The following is a 15,725-nucleotide window of genomic DNA, read 5'->3' as shown; positions in this document are numbered from 1 at the left end:
AAAGAGGAGTGCCTTATTCAGGCAGCTCCTCTTTTGTTTGTTTAGGACGGATTTTAATGTATTCTCTTGGAGCAAAGTCATCGTTCCAACTTTCATTTACTCCTTGAATGGTTTGACCGTTCCTATCAGCTTGTCTCTTTTCATGATTGATGGATTCTGTAATCCCTCCAGCAACTAAAAGGGTTAAGAAAATACCTCCACAAATCATCGCCTTTGTTCTTGTTTTCATTCAACATACATCCTATTTGTGTCTTACTCTAAATTGTGGGTTGATTAAACCAAAAATATACATATCACATAAAATCCTCTGTTTCATACGTCTTTCTTCATATTTATAAGACCATTCTGAAGGACTGATTTAGCCATATATCTTCCTTTTCTTTTAAGGTATTCTTTGCTAGAGTCGTTATAGAGAACTCAGACGTTTAGTTAAATGTTTTGATCGAGGAGGTTACGTCTTGTCAATTTTACATTGGGCTATACTTACACCGTTTATAGCTGCTATATTTATTCCTTTTTTGTTTCGTTACATAAAAAAAGCCCATACAGGCTGGTTTGTGCTATTTATCCCCTTCATCTTATTTGTGTACTTTCTATCATATTTACCTGTTACATCTGAAGGGAATACGATTTCAAAAACGATTGAATGGGTGCCCTCACTTGGTATCAACTTTACCGCTTATATTGATGGACTTAGTCTTTTATTCGCTTTATTGATATCAGGTATTGGTGCATTAGTCGTTCTTTATTCCATCTTTTATCTAGACAAGACAAAGGAACAACTCAATCAGTTTTATGTATATTTATTAATGTTTATGGGAGCCATGTTCGGTATTGTCTTATCAGATAATTTGATCGTCTTGTACATCTTTTGGGAATTAACAAGTTTAGCTTCTGCGTTATTAATTAGTTACTGGTACAAACGAGACAAGTCGATCTATGGTGCTCAAAAATCGATGTTAATTACCGTGTTCGGTGGATTTTCAATGCTTGCAGGTTTTTGTTTACTTTATGGAATAGCTGAAACGTTTAGTATTCGCGAGTTAATTACACAAGCAGAGTTCATATCTACAAGTGGGATGTTTGTCCCTGCAATGATCTTAATCCTGCTTGGAGCCTTTACAAAATCAGCTCAATTCCCATTCCACATTTGGTTACCAGATGCGATGGAGGCTCCGACACCGGTTAGTGCCTACCTCCATTCAGCAACAATGGTTAAGGCTGGGATTTATCTGGTAGCTAGATTAACTCCTCTTTTCGGCGGCTCTTGGGAATGGTTCTGGATTTTAACGATCGTGGGTCTTATTACATTATGTTGGGGTTCTATTTCAGCCGTAAGACAAAAGGATTTAAAAGGAATTCTTGCCTTCTCCACTATTAGTCAGTTAGGAATGATTATGTCTCTCTTAGGAATAGGCTCAGCAGCTTATTTCTATAACTCAGATCAATCTACCGCTTATTTTGCTGTAGCTACAGTCGCAGGAATTTTCCACCTTTTAAACCATGCTACCTTTAAAGGCGGCTTGTTTATGGCAGCTGGCATTATTGATCATGAAACAGGGACAAGAGATATCAGAAAACTCGGTGGCCTCATGAGCATCATGCCTGTCACCTTTACCATTTCTTTAATTGGTTTGGCTGCAATGGCTGGTATTCCTCCATTTAATGGCTTTATCTCTAAAGAAATGTTTTTCACAGGAACATTACGAGTGACGGAATTGGCCGAGGTCGGCAGTTTAGGCATGCTTATCCCGATTTTCGCTTGGATTGCCAGTATCTTCACCTTTTTATACTGTCTTATGATGTTTGTGCGCACATTCTTCGGAAGCTATAAGCCCGAAGAACATGAAAGAAAGGCACACGAAGCCCCCATTGGCATGCTCATTAGTCCTATTATTTTAGTTAGCCTTGTACTTGTAATTGGTTTGTTTCCAGGTCTCGTTGCAAAACCAATCATTCAACCTGCTGTCACAGCGATATTACCGACACTTGCTACAAATTCAGAATTCACAGTGAAGCTTTCTATGTTTCACGGATGGAATGTAGAATTGTTTATGACGATCGGTGTAGCTATTGGTGCGATCACTTTGTTTTTGCTAAGTAAAAAATGGAGTGAATTAGCGTTGTACAAGCGTGAGCGAGATCCACTGAACACATTATATGACCGTGGATTAGACGGGCTTGTTTCCGGATCTCAAACTGTAACCAGAGCTCAAATGACTGGATTACTTAGAGATTATTTTACTTATATGTGTGTGTTTATAATCGGCATTGTCGCATACACCGCTCTGCGTTCAGACGCATTTTTGTTTTCAATTGAAGAGTCTGCACACGTTCCTTTTTACATGTGGGTATTGACAATCTTGTTCATTCTAGCAACGATTAGTACACTTTTTGTAAAAAAACGTATCACTCTTGTCATTGTCGTTGGATTTGTTGGATTCCTAATGGCGCTACTGTTTGTTGTATTTAGAGCTCCTGATTTAGCATTAACCCAACTTTTAGTTGAAACCGTTTCTGTTCTGTTATTTATGCTCGCTTTTTACCATTTACCTGAGCTACCAAAAGAAACAGCAAAAACTCCTGTTAAAGTAAGAAATATTTTGATCTCAGCTGGTGTTGGAGCATTGGTTACATTGATAGGAATTAGCTCATTTATTATGGGTTCAAATAGTGGATTAGCTTCGATCTCCGAGTATTTTATAGAAAATAGTAAAGAACTCGGTGGCGGGTACAACATGGTGAATGTCATCCTCGTTGATTTCCGTGGACTCGATACGATACTTGAAGGATTGGTACTAGCTATAGCTGCACTTAGTGTGATTGCCATGATTAAATTAAGGTTTAAAGGAGGCGAAGATGTATGAACAAATCAAATGATATCTTACTCCATTACCTAACGCGTATTACCGTGTTCTTCGTCTTTATCTTCTCCATATACTTGTTTTTTGCTGGACATAACCAACCCGGCGGAGGATTTATTGGCGGACTCATGACGGCCTGTACGTTTCTACTATTATTTTTAAATTTTGATCGTGAGAAGATTAAAAAGGCGTTACCTTTTGCTTTTACCTCATTTATAGCTATTGGCTTGCTCCTAGCACTTGGAACTGGAGCATGGAGCATGCTCTTTAATGGTGAACCTTTTCTCACTCACTATTTCGATTACTTTGAGTTACCCTTTTTAGGAGAAACTGAGCTAACATCAGCCCTTCCTTTCGACTTAGGCATTTATTTAATTGTGGTCGGAATAGCTGTAACTATCACGTTAGCGATTGCGGAGGATGATCAATAATGGAAATCTTAATGTCAATCATTGCTGGAGTTCTCTTTATGACAGGGACTTACCTTCTACTCTCCAAAAGTCTCTTGCGAGTGGTTATGGCGCTTGTACTGTTATCGCATGGATCTCATTTGTTACTCCTAACAATGCCTGGTTTAACGAGAGGTGCCGCTCCCCTACTTAACTTAGGTGAGACCACATTCACAGATCCCCTGCCACAAGCCATGATCTTAACGGCCATTGTCATCAGTTTTGGGATCACTGCTTTTTTATTAGTACTTGCTTATCGAACATATAAGGTTCATAACACAGACGACTTAGAAGAATTAAGAGGATCTGCAGATGAATAATTTATTAATCTTACCTGTTTTAATTCCGATGGCGATGGGAGCTCTTTTGATTCTCTTCCAACGCCAGCCAAAGGTTCAACGTGTACTAAGCTCACTTACTGTGCTTGCTCTATTAGCACTTTCTGTGTACTTATTACTCTTCGTTTATCAAAATGGAATTGTCACATTAGAATTCGGAGATTGGTCAGCTCCGTTTGGCATTGTATTTGTAGCTGATCTCTTCTCAGCTTTTATGGTCATCCTTTCATCACTAATCGGAGCCATTTGTTTGTTCTTCGGTTTTGCAACACTCTCAAAAGAAAGAGAGAAATTTTACTATTATCCTTTCTATCTTTTCCTTATGACTGGTGTGAATGGTGCGTTTTTAACTGGAGACCTGTTTAATTTATTCGTCTTTTTTGAAGTAATGTTGATTGCTTCCTATATCTTAATTGTGTTCGGAGGAACAAAGTATCAGCTTCGTGAATCATTTAAATACGTTGTCATTAATGTATTTGGCTCTATTTTATTCCTAGTAGCGATGGCCTATATCTACGGAATTACGGGAACAGTTAATATGGCTCATCTTGCAGTAAGAAATGAAGAGCTTGGACAATCTGGGGCTCTGCAGGTGTCTGCTATCATTTTATTGATTGTTTTCTCAATGAAAGGGGCTTTATTCCCTTTATACTTCTGGTTACCTAAGTCGTACTACGGACCACCTTCAGCAATTGCCGCCTTATTTGGAGCTCTTTTAACGAAGGTTGGCATTTATGCAATCATTCGGATGTTCACCCTTGTCTTTAATCAAGATATTGCATTTACACATACTCTTATCTTAATTATGGCAGGGTTAACGATGTTTTTTGGAGTTCTTGGAGCTGTTTCTCAGTTTGATTTCAAGCGTATCCTTTCTTACCATATTATTAGTCAAGTTGGTTATATGGTTATGGGGCTAGGCTTATTCACAAAGACTGCCATTGCTGGAGCTGTTTATTATATCGCTCACCACATTATCGTAAAAGCAGCTCTCTTTCTTTTTGCCGGTGTCACGCAATGGATTACGGGAACGACCGATTTAAAGAAAATGGGAGGAGTTCTTGGTACACACCCTTTGCTTGGATGGATGTTTTTTATTTCAGCGGTTTCCCTTGCAGGTATACCACCACTCAGTGGCTTTTTCAGTAAATTCCCATTGATTTTAGATAGTTTAACGGGAGGGCACTATATCATTGGAGCAGTTGCCCTAATTGTAGGACTGTTAACATTGTTCTCTATGTTAAAGATTTTCATCTATGTTTTTTGGGGAGAACAAAAACACACCCAAGCACAAGCTGAGATCAAGGTTGGGACCTTGCTACTACCGATTGTCCCTCTTGTTCTATTAACCATCATACTAGGTTTTGCAGCTGAACCGATGTTTACGTTCTCGCTACAAGTTGCAGACCAATTACTTAACCCTAGTGTGTATATTGACGCTGTTTTAGGAGAGTGAGCCATGGCTATACAAATTGTATTAAACCTTATCGCAGCAATAGCGTGGATGTTATTTCAGAACAGTTTCACCTTTGTAGACTTTGTCATTGGCTATATCATTGGAATCATCGCGTTGTATTTTGCTAGACCCTTATTAGGTTATACGTTTTATATGCGCAGAGTTGTTGCTGCGATCAAGTTGTTTTTCCTTTTCCTGAAGGAATTAGTTGTAGCGAATATTGATGTTTTAAAAGTTGTTCTTTCTCCAAAGTTAAATGTTTCATCAAGCATTATTGCCGTTCCCACAAAGCTTGAATCAAAGGGAGAGATTACACTTCTAGCCGTATTAATTACACTTACACCTGGGACACTATCAATGGATTTTTCTGATGATAGCCAAACAATCTATATTCATGCACTGGATGCTCCGGATCGTGAGCAATTTATAAAAGACATTCAGCAAACATTTGAACGTGCCATTATGGAGGTGACCAGATAATGTTTTCAATCGTTTTATTGATTGTTTTAGGCATTCTATCTGTAGCTCTTTGCCTTTGCTTTGTACGAGCCATAATTGGACCGACAACTTCTGACCGAATTGTTGCACTAGACACGTTTGGCTTAATCTTAGTGGGAACCATCGGTACATTAATGATTCAACAAGAAACCATTGCGTACTCAGAAGTATTACTTGTCATCGGAATTTTAGCTTTTGTTGGATCTGTTGCATTATCAAAGTTTCTAGAAAGAGGTGGGTTGTTTGAGCGCGATTGAATGGATCATCTCCATTATCTTATTATTAGGTGCCCTCCTCTGTTTGCTTGCAGCGTTTGGAATCAACCGTCTCCCTGATGTCTATTCTAGACTTCATGCAGCTGGTAAGAGCTCTACTCTTGGTACCGCCTCCCTTTTACTCGCCACGTTTTTGTACTTCTTATTCGTACAGGAGCAATTCGTGGGTAAAATTATGCTGACGATTTTCTTTATCTTTATCACCTCACCAATGGCAGCCTTAATGATTGCGCGCTCTGCTCACCGTGTTGGTGTACCGTTTAGTGACAAGAACGGTCGAGACGACCTGAGGGAAACCTACAAAAAAGACGAACATCCAAAGTGATGTTCGTCTTTTACTTTTATCGGCTGCCTACTTTTTCTCCCATTTTTACTTCTGTTGGCAGTTGGGATTTTGTAAAATGGATCATCTGCTGATCCCATATTAAAACAACAGTAGACCCAAATGAAAAGTAACCAACCTCCTCACCTTTTTCAACGTGCTCTGAGGCATGGGTTAATTCAATTGAATTGATATTCATGGCTCCTACCTTTACCATTGCCATCTTGTGCCCATCTTCTGTGTTAACTTCTGAAATCACACGATAGTTACCAGAAAGGGGCTTCTTTCCGTAAGTCATCCCTAATTGATTCACTGGATACGAGCGTGAACCAAGTGACCATCTCTTTGATACAGTGCCAGAGAGCGGCGCATGAAATCGGTGATAATGACTGGGACTTAGATAAAACACTGCATATTGACCATTCTCGTAAGCTTCAGCCGCTTCTTCTGATCCAAGCATGGCAGAAAGAGAATAGGTTTGACCTTTCACAACGAATGTCTTGCCTGCATCTAGGTGGCCCTGCTCTGCCAATACGCCGTCAACAGGACTAACCACACTACTCGCATCCTGGTCAATTAACCTAGAATTTGGTTTAAGTTCGCGAATAAAAAACGAATGTAAGCTATTAAACTTATGAGTTGGTAAATGTATTTCTTCTTTGTTTATATTAAATGTCCGAATAAATAATGGGATAAAGGGCTTGCTTACTTTCGAGGTGGAAAACCGCTTTAAGCGTTTGGATAAAAAAGGTCCATTTGTTAGCTCCACACACGCACAAAAAAACCAGCGAAAACCTTTCATTACATGTCTCCAATCATTCTTATTTTCTTATTTACTCTGTTTCTCACGTTATTCTCATGATATAATTATAGATTCATACAGTTTTTAGCAGTTTTGTTTGATTAACTGTATTATAAAAGGAGAGTGAACGAAGGTGTTCTTATTACAAAGGCTTGATTCTTCTTTAAAGAAGGTTAAAGGCCAAATTGCTAACGCCTTAACACTAATTAATTTAGGCTTTGGAGCTTTAGCCATTATCTATGTATTTCATGACCAATTAAGAGTGGGATTACTTCTTATTGCTATTGCAGCTGTCTTTGATCGATTAGACGGAGCGGCCGCACGTAAGTTTAATGCAACCTCAGAACTTGGTAAGCAGCTTGACTCATTAAGTGACATTATTTCCTTTGGGGTAGCCCCTGCTATGCTGATGTATCAAGCAGCGTTGGTTGAGTTCGGCATGCCTGGAGCTATCTTTGCGATTATTTACATTATGTGTGGTGCTCTGCGTCTAGCTAGGTTTAACATCACAGAATCCAATCAATATTTTGTTGGTTTACCAATTACGGCTGCTGGTTGTATTCTCACATTTTTAACTCTATTCGTCAATTATATCCCTAATTATGTATTTATGTATGTGATTATTGCTCTTTCTCTTCTTATGGTTAGCCCATTCCGTGTCCGCAAATTTTAACTAAGAATCTTTGATTGTTTTTTGGGAGAGGACGCATAGCAATCACGTTTTCTACGATATCGTATATTTTGCTAAAAAATGATAAAAAAGTCTCTATTGAGCGTTTATTTAACCCAAATCTCTTGACTTAACAAGGATTCATGAGTAAATTTGAAGGGCAGGTTATTAAATACTTGTCGTAAATAAAGATTGTTATGTCGCTAGTTTACTTAATGATCTTTTCTATCTTAAAGGAATGAAAGGGAGTTATCTCAATGAACAAAACTGATTTAATTAACGCAGTATCCGAACAAGCGGATCTATCTAAGAAAGACGCTTCTAAAGCAGTAGACGCTGTATTTGACAGCATTACTTCTTCTCTAGTAGAAGGTGGAAAAGTACAACTTGTTGGTTTTGGTAGCTTTGAAGTACGTGAGCGTTCTGCTCGTAAAGGCCGTAACCCACAAACTGGTGAAGAAATTGAAATCCCAGCTACAAAAAATCCTGCGTTCAAACCAGGTAAACAGCTTAAAGACGCTGTAAACTAATAAAACTGAATGACAGACTAACCACTAGGGGTGCACTATGCTGAGAGAGGCTACGCCTTAACCCTAATTACCTGATCTAGTTAACACTAGCGTAGGAAAGTGGCACGTAATTGTCCATACATAGTAGATCGTATGGTTTATCTGTTCGTTTATGTGCACCGCTTCTTATGAGAAGCGGTGTTTTTTTAGGAGATAATCAATCATTGTCTGATGTCACATATATCAAAGAAATGAGGAATGAAAATGGCTATCCATACAGCATTAACCATCGCAGGTACAGACCCAACCGGTGGCGCTGGGGTACAAGCTGATTTAAAAACATTTCAAGAACGAGAAGTGTTTGGCATGAGCGTGATTACGTCCGTTCTCGCCCAAAATACAACTGGTGTTCAAATGATTAATCATATGCCACTCGACCTAATCCAGGCACAGCTTGATTCGGTTCTAACGGATATCCCCCCTTCTGCAGTAAAAACAGGAATGATCGCCACCCCCGAAATGATGGAGGCGTTAGTGGACCGCTTACAAGCCATTGACGTGCCATACATTTGTGATCCAGTCATGATAGCTAAAAGTGGCGACCCTTTAATGGATGAGCACTCACGCAAATCCTTACGTGAAACCTTAGTACCTCTTGCAACGATTGTGACACCAAACATCCCAGAAGCCAGTGATTTAATTGAGATGAAGATTGAAACAGTTGCTGATATGGAAAAAGCGGCTAAACTCATTGTGAATGAGCTTGGTGCTAAGGCAGCTGTCATCAAAGGTGGCTATCGAACAGATCATTCAACGGATGTCCTGTTCTCAAACCAGACCATGACTCATCTGCATGCAGACAGAACAAATACAAAACATCTGCATGGAACAGGCTGTACCTTCTCGGCTGCCATTACTGCAGAGCTTGCAAAAGGAAAATCCATTGAGGAAGCTGTCTCCATTGGAAAAGCGTTCATTACAGATGCCATCTCTTATACACTTAATCTCGGGTCTGGTAATGGTCCGACAAATCACTGGGGATTTCGTTTAAAAGGTTTACCTGGCAAATAAATAAAGATGGTAAGGAGTGAGAGGATGTCTTTTACAAAGGAATTACGTCAGAAAGCAAACTCAATTTGGACGGCGAATCACGAACATGCTTTTGTTCAAGAAATCGGATCAGGAACACTAGATATTGAAGCTTTTAAGTATTACATGAAGCAAGATTATTTGTATCTTATTGAGTACGCACGAGTGTTTGCACTTGGTGTTGTAAAGGCAAACGATTTGAATACAATGGCAACCTTTGCTGCCTATTTACAGTCCACTCTGCATGAAGAGATGTCCCTCCATCGCTCGTACGCACATCGCTTAGGCATAACAAATGAAGAATTAGAGCATACGATTGCCGCTCCAACAACCATTGCCTATAGCAGCTACATGATCAGTGAAGCACAAAAGGGCTCATTAGCTCATCTCATCGCAGCCATCCTTCCGTGCGCATGGAGTTATTCGGAGATCGGTAAGCGTCTAGCGACCGTTCCAGGAGCGCTTGAACACCCTCAGTATGGAGAGTGGGTTCGCATGTACCAGGACGATGAATTTAAGGCAATTGCTGACTGGTTATGCGCTAAGCTTGATGAACTTGCCATCACTCTAGGAGAAGCTGAACGAAAGCAACTTGAGGACATTTTTCTTACTTCAAGCCGGTTTGAATATTTATTTTGGGACATGTCTTATCAGCAGTCACACTGGGCGTAAAATCGGCATTTAGATTCTAACGTAAAATGAGTACCCCTTTCTCTTGTTACTGCATAGTCTATGTTATGTCTTGGAAAGGTGGTGGCAACATGGGAGAATTTGAATGTGGAAAAGGCGGCGGTTACGCTGGTGGCGGCTTTGCTTTCATCATTGTTTTATTCATTCTGTTAGTAATCATTGGAGCTAGCTACGTATACTAATTCAAAGTGATGCGGAGCCACTTAACAAGTGGCTCTTTTTTCGTTTGAAATGAGTCGTTCGAGGGAATTCGTAGTAGATAAACCGACAGTGATTGGAGTGATTTAAATGGAGCAACCTATAGTGTTGATTGTCGGAGCTGGCCCAACCGGTTTAGCTTTAGCGCATCGATTAACGCATTACAACATTCCTTTTCGAATTATTGATAAACGTCCCGGTCCAGATCATAAATCCAGAGCAATTGGCATTCATGCCCGAACTCTCGAACACTATGATCAATTACAGGTAGCAGATGACGCAGTAAACCTCGGCATTAAAATGCCCGCAGCTCACATACACAAAGAAACAAAAGAAATTGGGTACGTCAACCTCGGTAACTTAGGTAAAGGGTTAAGTCCCTTTCCATTTGTGTTAAGTCTTCCACAAGATGAACATGAGGAATTACTCATACACCAGTTAAAAAGACTAGGAATTACAGTTGATTGGCAAACAGAGCTTCTTTCCTTTAAAGAGACGCCAGATGGAATTGAAGCGATTGTTTCGTGTGATCATCATGAAGAAACCATTCATGTTTCTTATCTGTGTGGATGCGATGGTGCTAGAAGTATGATTCGACAAGCACTTGATATCTCATTTGAAGGCACTACATACAAAGATTTATTTTATATAGCCGATGTTGAAGCCAAGGGACAGGCAACATCTTTTACAGATATTAATTTAGCCCTTTCTAAAAATGGATTTTGTATGGTGTTACCTGTAAAAAGCAAAGGAACCCAACGTCTCGTAGGGATTGTCCCGCGACTTATAGCAGAAAAACCCGACTTAACCTTTTGGGATATTGAGCCTTCCCTTCAATCCTTGCTGAATATTCAAGTTAAGAACGTAAACTGGTTCTCTTCCTTTAAAGTTCATAAACGCGTCGCAGCAACCTTTCGTCGGGGGCATGTCTTCTTGTTAGGAGATGCTGCACATATCCATAGTCCAACAGGCGCCCAAGGAATGAACACGGGAATTGGAGACGCAGTGAACCTCTCTTGGAAATTGGCTTCTGTGATAAAAAAGAATGCAAACCCTACTATTTTACACACATACGGATTGGAAAGAAGGAGATTCGCACGTCAACTAGTCGCAACCACTGATCAAGCGTTTAAAGCGATGGTTAGTCGAAACATTCGCGGAGCACTTCTTAGAAAATTTGTTCTTCCTCGTATCGTTCCATTGGCGAGTCGGTTTACATTCAGTCGTAAGCTAGCATTCCGTTATCTTTCACAAATCCATGTTCGTTACCGTAAAAGTGTATTAAGCGAAGGTCGAGCTGGTACGTTACAAGGTGGAGACCGTCTGCCGTGGCTTCAATCTAATGGAGTAGATAACTATCAATCGCTTCAATCTGGGGATTGGCAGCTTCATGTCTACGGAAAGCCTACTGAGGAACTAGAAAGCTTTTGTAAGGATTATCCTCTACCACTGTTTAACTGGCATTGGCAACAAGATTATAAGAAAGCAAAATTCAGCGAAAATGCGCTTTATCTTGTTCGACCTGATGGGCACTTAGCTTTTGTAGACGGAAACCAAGATGTCGCAAAGCTGTTAAAATACTTAACTGCATTTAATGTATCAGTAATTAATTAAATGTACCTAAAAAGCGAATGCCCGTTTAAAGACGAGCATTCGCTTTTGTATGACTATGCTTGAACCATCGCTTTATTTAACAAATCAAACCACATCTGATACCCCTCATCGTTAGGATGAGTCCCATCATCTAATAAAGAATCTAAGTCAATTCCTTCCTCCTCCATTTGTCTATTCCATGCAGTATAACTATCAAAATAGTCCCATCCTGAATCAATAATGAACTGCTCTGTTTCGTATACATATTCCTCAAACTCTAAGTCAGATGTAACAACAGAATACATTGACTCACTTATAGGATTTGGAGCCATAAAAACCAAGTACGCATTGGGAAGCTCTTCTTTTATTTTATCAGCAGCTAATTTGATTGACTCGTTTGTTTCTTCAATCGGTTCATTGTGATAATAACTATTAATAACACTGGTCTCGAACAGAATTACATCTGGCGAGGATTGAATGAGTTCATCCACATCTCCCTCTTCAATTAAGTCACTCACTTTAAACCCACTAACCGCAAAGTTTGTTACGTTTACGCTTTCCGCTGATTCATTTAAGGATGATTCAAGCAGGGACGGCCATGTTTGATTGTACTCGCTTGCCCCCTGCCCTTCGGCAACACTACTGCCAATAACCGCAATGTCAACAGGTGAATTTTGATCACTTCGAGCACTTAATTCCTCTTGAAAAGAATGCTCTGATTGAGCTTGAATAAATAGACTGTCACTGGAAGTTACTGGACTACTCTCTTCCCTTATCCCAGTCTCGTCTGCATCTAGGTTTAAAGTAAACCCAATGCCTACACCAACCACTGCAACTAGCAGCAATATGAAAATATACCTTTTTTTCATTTTTAACAACTCCTAAAAAGTTAAATCATAAGCATACGCTTTTCTTTCTATACCCTTTTTGTGTTAAAGTGAACTGAATCACAAACTAGGAGGAAATTATAATGCCTAAACAACTGCTTTTTAACGAAAGACCAAACGGATTACCCGACTCTAATACATTCTCTATTGCAGAAGTTGATAAAGGAACTCCTAAAGAAAATGAACTATTAGTAAAAACCCTATACCTCTCCGTCGATCCATATATGCGTGGAAGAATGTCAGATGCTAAATCATACATTGCCCCCTTTGAAATAAACAAGCCAATTGCAGGTGGAGGCATTGCACAAGTAGTCGAATCTAAAAATGATTCAATTAAAGAAGGAACCATTGTAACAGGATTTCTCCCTTTCCAGGAATATACGGTTGTTCCTGCCGATCAAGTACGTGTGCTAGAGATGCACGGTGCCCCAATCTCTGCCGCTTTAGGTGCACTAGGAATGCCTGGTCTAACAGCTTATTTTGGATTAAATGATATCGGACAACCTAAAAAAGGCGAAACCGTTGTAATCTCAGGAGCTGCTGGAGCAGTTGGTTCGATTGCAGGTCAATTGGCTCGACTTAAAGGCTGCCGTGTTGTTGGTATCGTTGGCTCACAAGAAAAAGAAGAGCTTCTCGTGAACAAATTTGGTTTCGACGCAGCTGTAAACTACAAAGACGATCAATATGCTGACCTACTAAAACAAGCCTGCCCAGACGGTATAGACGTGTACTTTGAAAACGTCGGCGGTGAGGTATCTGATCATGTTTGGCCTCTCTTAAACCCGCTTGCTCGTATCCCTGTTTGTGGAGCCATCGCAAGCTATAACCTGAAAAAAGGTGAAACAGATAATGGTCCGCGTATTCAGACCTACCTAATCAAAACCAGAGCGAGAATGCAAGGATTCCTTTATGGTGATTACGCAGATCAATACGAGACAGCTTATCGTGAAATGAGTGAATACGTTAAAAACAAGGATATTGTTTTTAAAGAAACGATCCTTGAAGGATTCGATCAGATCCCTGAGGCCTTTAATGGTTTATTCAGCGGTCAAAATATCGGCAAGCAGCTTGTTAAAGTAGCCGATCCTTCCTAATTAAAATAGCAAAAAGCCATAAGAACATTCGGTTTCCCGATTCTTATGGCTTTTTGTCATGAAAAAAGTCGGTTGCTCCTCTATTGCCTATCCAATGATCTATTAAACCCATTTTATTTTTTCACGGTGAATTCTTGCGCAAATTTATCAAGAAACACTACGTTTTGTTTTGTGACCTTTCGAAACTGACACACATCACGGTGAATATCGGCGGTGTGGACCATCTTACGATACAATGTTGCATCTACAGATTCTCTACAATGAGACACGATGTTTTTTAATGAGTTGTGCAAATGAGGAGGTACAGAATGTTTTTTGATAATGCCTTGATGGATGATTAAAATAAATGAATAAGCTTCAACGTTATACTTCACGACATACACCCTTATCACTATATTATTTCTATATTATGTATTTTATCTAAAAATATTTAGATGATCAAGGAATAACCACTCAAAAATAGGTATTTAGACATGATTTAAATGTAATGGTATTGATTTATTATCCTGACATGATAGTACAAAAAGACTAATCAACTATACATGCCTGTTTCTTTCCTTGTTTATATAAAATTGTTATTGATCAATTAACCAAAAAAGCAAATATTGTTGTATAATGGAATTTAATACCTAGAAGGATGTGAACAATATGACCACATTTAAAGAGCAAGTGGCTCCTCTCGGGAAAACCTATTTACTTGTATATAGTACTCACTTAAAGACACTCCAAAGTCTCTTAGAATCAGACGAAAGCATCCTTACAATTGGTGCCCAGTCCATTCACGGAAATAGGATATTCGCTGTTACTGAAAATCGTTTAATCGTTGTGAAGAGTAAAGAACACCAAACATTTAAACGTGATCAAATTCAAAACATAAGAGTAAAACCTAAAATGCTTAATCATGAAGTTTCATTTAACTACAATGAAGAAAAATATCATTTCCTACCCGAGGAAGGCACCAAGCTTTTCTCTCCTTTAACAGATTCAAAAGTACATAAATAGTAAGGAGCCAAAGCCCTGTTTGTAATTTTAATACAGTTACTAAATCGATCATAAAAAACCCAACCACTATTATAATGTGGTTGGGTTTCATCTTAGCTTTTTTTAAGGAGTACACTTTAAGACGGAGAATGATAAAAGAGTGCTGTGATCAAGGTCTATTTCTTATTAAAAGCTAGGTATGTCTAAGCCCCCTCACCCTTTCCCTTTACTCTGCTTATAAAACTCATGAAACAGCTTCATTAAGGCTCGTTTTTCAATACGCGAGACATAACTTCTGGAAATACCTAATTCCTTTGCAATTTCTCGTTGAGTCCGCTCCTCTTCAAGGCTTAATCCAAATCGACCGACAATCACTTCTTTCTCACGATCATCTAACACATGAATGAATTCGTAGATTTGCTTTTTCTCCATTTTTGTTTGAATGACATCAACAATGTCATCCGCATCTTCTTGCAGTACGTCGATCAGAGTGATTTCATTTCCTTCTTTGTCTGTCCCAATTGGATCATGTAGAGACACATCTTTACGGACTTTTTTAAGCGCACGAAGATGCATCAAGATTTCGTTCTCTATACATCGCGCCGCATACGTAGCAAGCTTTGTGCCTTTTCCTTCTGAGTAGCTTTCAATCGCTTTAATTAAACCAATCGTGCCAATTGAAATGAGATCCTCTGTATCCTCACGTGTATTTTCAAATTTCTTTACGATGTGAGCGACGAGTCTTAAGTTGTGCTCAATAAGTAAGTTTCGGGCCTCCGGATCGCCTTCAGCCATTAACGCTAAGTATTTTCGTTCCTCCTCTTTTTTTAATGGCTGAGGAAAAGCATTGTTCTTTACATATGATACAAACACGACCACTTCTTTAACGAAAAAGGAGATTGCTGCAAGTATCCCCATACGTCACCCCCAAAAAATCTGTTTCTTATGCTTATGCGAGAGTGGGCTTGATCGTGTCTGTACCGTTATAAGATCATAAATGAATTAAAGAG

20 protein-coding genes and 1 riboswitch are annotated in these 15,725 nt (G+C 39.3%); of the genes, 15 read left to right on the top strand and 5 right to left on the bottom strand.

Annotated elements, in window-relative coordinates:
* Positions 1-13: 13 nt before the first annotated feature.
* Complete coding sequence (locus JNO66_RS01300; RefSeq protein ID WP_203086409.1) at positions 14-229, bottom strand: hypothetical protein; 216 nt, start codon at positions 227-229, stop codon at positions 14-16.
* A 229-nt stretch (positions 230-458) separates the two neighbouring features.
* Here JNO66_RS01300 and JNO66_RS01295 point away from each other — a divergent pair, with 229 nt between their 5' ends.
* Genes JNO66_RS01295 through mnhG form a run of 7 tightly spaced genes read left to right on the top strand, consistent with a single transcriptional unit; the run spans position 459 to position 6,205 of the window.
* A complete protein-coding gene (locus tag JNO66_RS01295; protein WP_203086408.1) occupies positions 459-2,867 on the top strand; it encodes a Na+/H+ antiporter subunit A in 2,409 nt (802 codons plus the stop codon).
* Positions 2,864-3,295, top strand: coding sequence for a Na(+)/H(+) antiporter subunit B (locus JNO66_RS01290; RefSeq protein WP_203086407.1), 432 nt, complete (start codon positions 2,864-2,866; stop codon positions 3,293-3,295). The genes JNO66_RS01295 and JNO66_RS01290 overlap by 4 nt, the downstream gene beginning before the upstream one ends.
* Positions 3,295-3,633, top strand: coding sequence for a Na(+)/H(+) antiporter subunit C (locus JNO66_RS01285; RefSeq protein WP_203086406.1), 339 nt, complete (start codon positions 3,295-3,297; stop codon positions 3,631-3,633). Before JNO66_RS01290 ends, JNO66_RS01285 begins: the two co-directional genes overlap by 1 nt.
* Positions 3,626-5,107 (top strand): Na+/H+ antiporter subunit D, encoded by a 1,482-nt coding sequence (locus tag JNO66_RS01280; RefSeq protein ID WP_203086405.1) that lies wholly within the window; start codon positions 3,626-3,628, stop codon positions 5,105-5,107. The genes JNO66_RS01285 and JNO66_RS01280 overlap by 8 nt, the downstream gene beginning before the upstream one ends.
* A 3-nt stretch (positions 5,108-5,110) precedes the next feature.
* Positions 5,111-5,587 (top strand): Na+/H+ antiporter subunit E, encoded by a 477-nt coding sequence (locus JNO66_RS01275; protein ID WP_203086404.1) that lies wholly within the window; start codon positions 5,111-5,113, stop codon positions 5,585-5,587.
* Entirely contained in the window at positions 5,587-5,862 is a 276-nt protein-coding gene (locus JNO66_RS01270) for a Na(+)/H(+) antiporter subunit F1 (protein ID WP_203086403.1), read from the top strand. The genes JNO66_RS01275 and JNO66_RS01270 overlap by 1 nt, the downstream gene beginning before the upstream one ends.
* Positions 5,849-6,205 (top strand): monovalent cation/H(+) antiporter subunit G, encoded by a 357-nt coding sequence (mnhG, locus tag JNO66_RS01265; RefSeq protein WP_203086402.1) that lies wholly within the window; start codon positions 5,849-5,851, stop codon positions 6,203-6,205. Before JNO66_RS01270 ends, mnhG begins: the two co-directional genes overlap by 14 nt.
* A 16-nt stretch (positions 6,206-6,221) precedes the next feature.
* Here the strand turns inward: mnhG and JNO66_RS01260 are convergent, their stop codons facing one another.
* Positions 6,222-7,004 (bottom strand): phosphatidylserine decarboxylase, encoded by a 783-nt coding sequence (locus JNO66_RS01260; RefSeq protein WP_203086401.1) that lies wholly within the window; start codon positions 7,002-7,004, stop codon positions 6,222-6,224.
* A 133-nt stretch (positions 7,005-7,137) separates the two neighbouring features.
* Here JNO66_RS01260 and pssA point away from each other — a divergent pair, with 133 nt between their 5' ends.
* The 6 genes from pssA (at position 7,138) to JNO66_RS01230 (ending at position 11,774) form a co-directional block, all read left to right on the top strand.
* Positions 7,138-7,677, top strand: coding sequence for a CDP-diacylglycerol--serine O-phosphatidyltransferase (gene pssA / locus JNO66_RS01255; protein WP_203086400.1), 540 nt, complete (start codon positions 7,138-7,140; stop codon positions 7,675-7,677).
* A gap of 254 nt (positions 7,678-7,931) precedes the next feature.
* A complete protein-coding gene (locus tag JNO66_RS01250) occupies positions 7,932-8,204 on the top strand; it encodes an HU family DNA-binding protein (protein ID WP_203086399.1) in 273 nt (90 codons plus the stop codon).
* A 16-nt stretch (positions 8,205-8,220) separates the two neighbouring features.
* Positions 8,221-8,319, top strand: a riboswitch (TPP riboswitch).
* A gap of 128 nt (positions 8,320-8,447) precedes the next feature.
* A complete protein-coding gene (gene thiD / locus JNO66_RS01245; protein ID WP_246483144.1) occupies positions 8,448-9,254 on the top strand; it encodes a bifunctional hydroxymethylpyrimidine kinase/phosphomethylpyrimidine kinase in 807 nt (268 codons plus the stop codon).
* Positions 9,255-9,278: 24 nt separating this feature from the next.
* Entirely contained in the window at positions 9,279-9,944 is a 666-nt protein-coding gene (gene tenA, locus JNO66_RS01240; protein ID WP_203086397.1) for a thiaminase II, read from the top strand.
* An 89-nt stretch (positions 9,945-10,033) separates the two neighbouring features.
* Positions 10,034-10,144 carry a YjcZ family sporulation protein gene (locus tag JNO66_RS01235; RefSeq protein WP_210340737.1) on the top strand — a complete coding sequence of 37 codons (111 nt, stop codon included), beginning with the start codon at positions 10,034-10,036 and terminating at the stop codon, positions 10,142-10,144.
* A 106-nt stretch (positions 10,145-10,250) separates the two neighbouring features.
* Positions 10,251-11,774, top strand: a complete 1,524-nt coding sequence (locus JNO66_RS01230; protein WP_203086395.1) for an FAD-dependent monooxygenase — start codon at positions 10,251-10,253, stop codon at positions 11,772-11,774.
* Positions 11,775-11,827: 53 nt separating this feature from the next.
* Here JNO66_RS01230 and JNO66_RS01225 read toward each other — a convergent pair whose 3' ends face one another.
* On the bottom strand, positions 11,828-12,622 hold the full coding sequence (locus JNO66_RS01225) for an SGNH/GDSL hydrolase family protein (protein WP_203086394.1): 795 nt from the start codon (positions 12,620-12,622) through the stop codon (positions 11,828-11,830).
* A gap of 101 nt (positions 12,623-12,723) precedes the next feature.
* Between JNO66_RS01225 and JNO66_RS01220 the strand changes: the two genes are divergently transcribed.
* Positions 12,724-13,734 (top strand): NADP-dependent oxidoreductase, encoded by a 1,011-nt coding sequence (locus tag JNO66_RS01220; protein WP_203086393.1) that lies wholly within the window; start codon positions 12,724-12,726, stop codon positions 13,732-13,734.
* 113 nt (positions 13,735-13,847) lie between these two features.
* Here JNO66_RS01220 and JNO66_RS01215 read toward each other — a convergent pair whose 3' ends face one another.
* The gene (locus JNO66_RS01215; protein WP_203086392.1) at positions 13,848-14,108 is read right to left on the bottom strand and encodes a hypothetical protein; all 261 of its coding nucleotides are present in this window, start codon (positions 14,106-14,108) and stop codon (positions 13,848-13,850) included.
* Between the two features lie 274 nt (positions 14,109-14,382).
* Between JNO66_RS01215 and JNO66_RS01210 the strand changes: the two genes are divergently transcribed.
* On the top strand, positions 14,383-14,736 hold the full coding sequence (locus JNO66_RS01210) for a PH domain-containing protein (protein ID WP_203086391.1): 354 nt from the start codon (positions 14,383-14,385) through the stop codon (positions 14,734-14,736).
* Between the two features lie 192 nt (positions 14,737-14,928).
* Here JNO66_RS01210 and sigK read toward each other — a convergent pair whose 3' ends face one another.
* Positions 14,929-15,633: an RNA polymerase sporulation sigma factor SigK gene (gene sigK / locus JNO66_RS01205; protein ID WP_203086390.1), complete on the bottom strand. Its 705-nt coding sequence runs from the start codon at positions 15,631-15,633 to the stop codon at positions 14,929-14,931.
* Between the last annotated feature and the right edge of the window lie 92 nt (positions 15,634-15,725).

The sequence above is a fragment of the Alkalicoccobacillus gibsonii genome, assembly GCF_016798245.1.
Classification (GTDB): Bacteria; Bacillota; Bacilli; order Bacillales; family Bacillaceae_D; genus Alkalicoccobacillus; species Alkalicoccobacillus gibsonii.
Note: the sequence above shows the minus strand (reverse complement) of the source record. Positions and strands in the feature narration are given on the sequence as shown.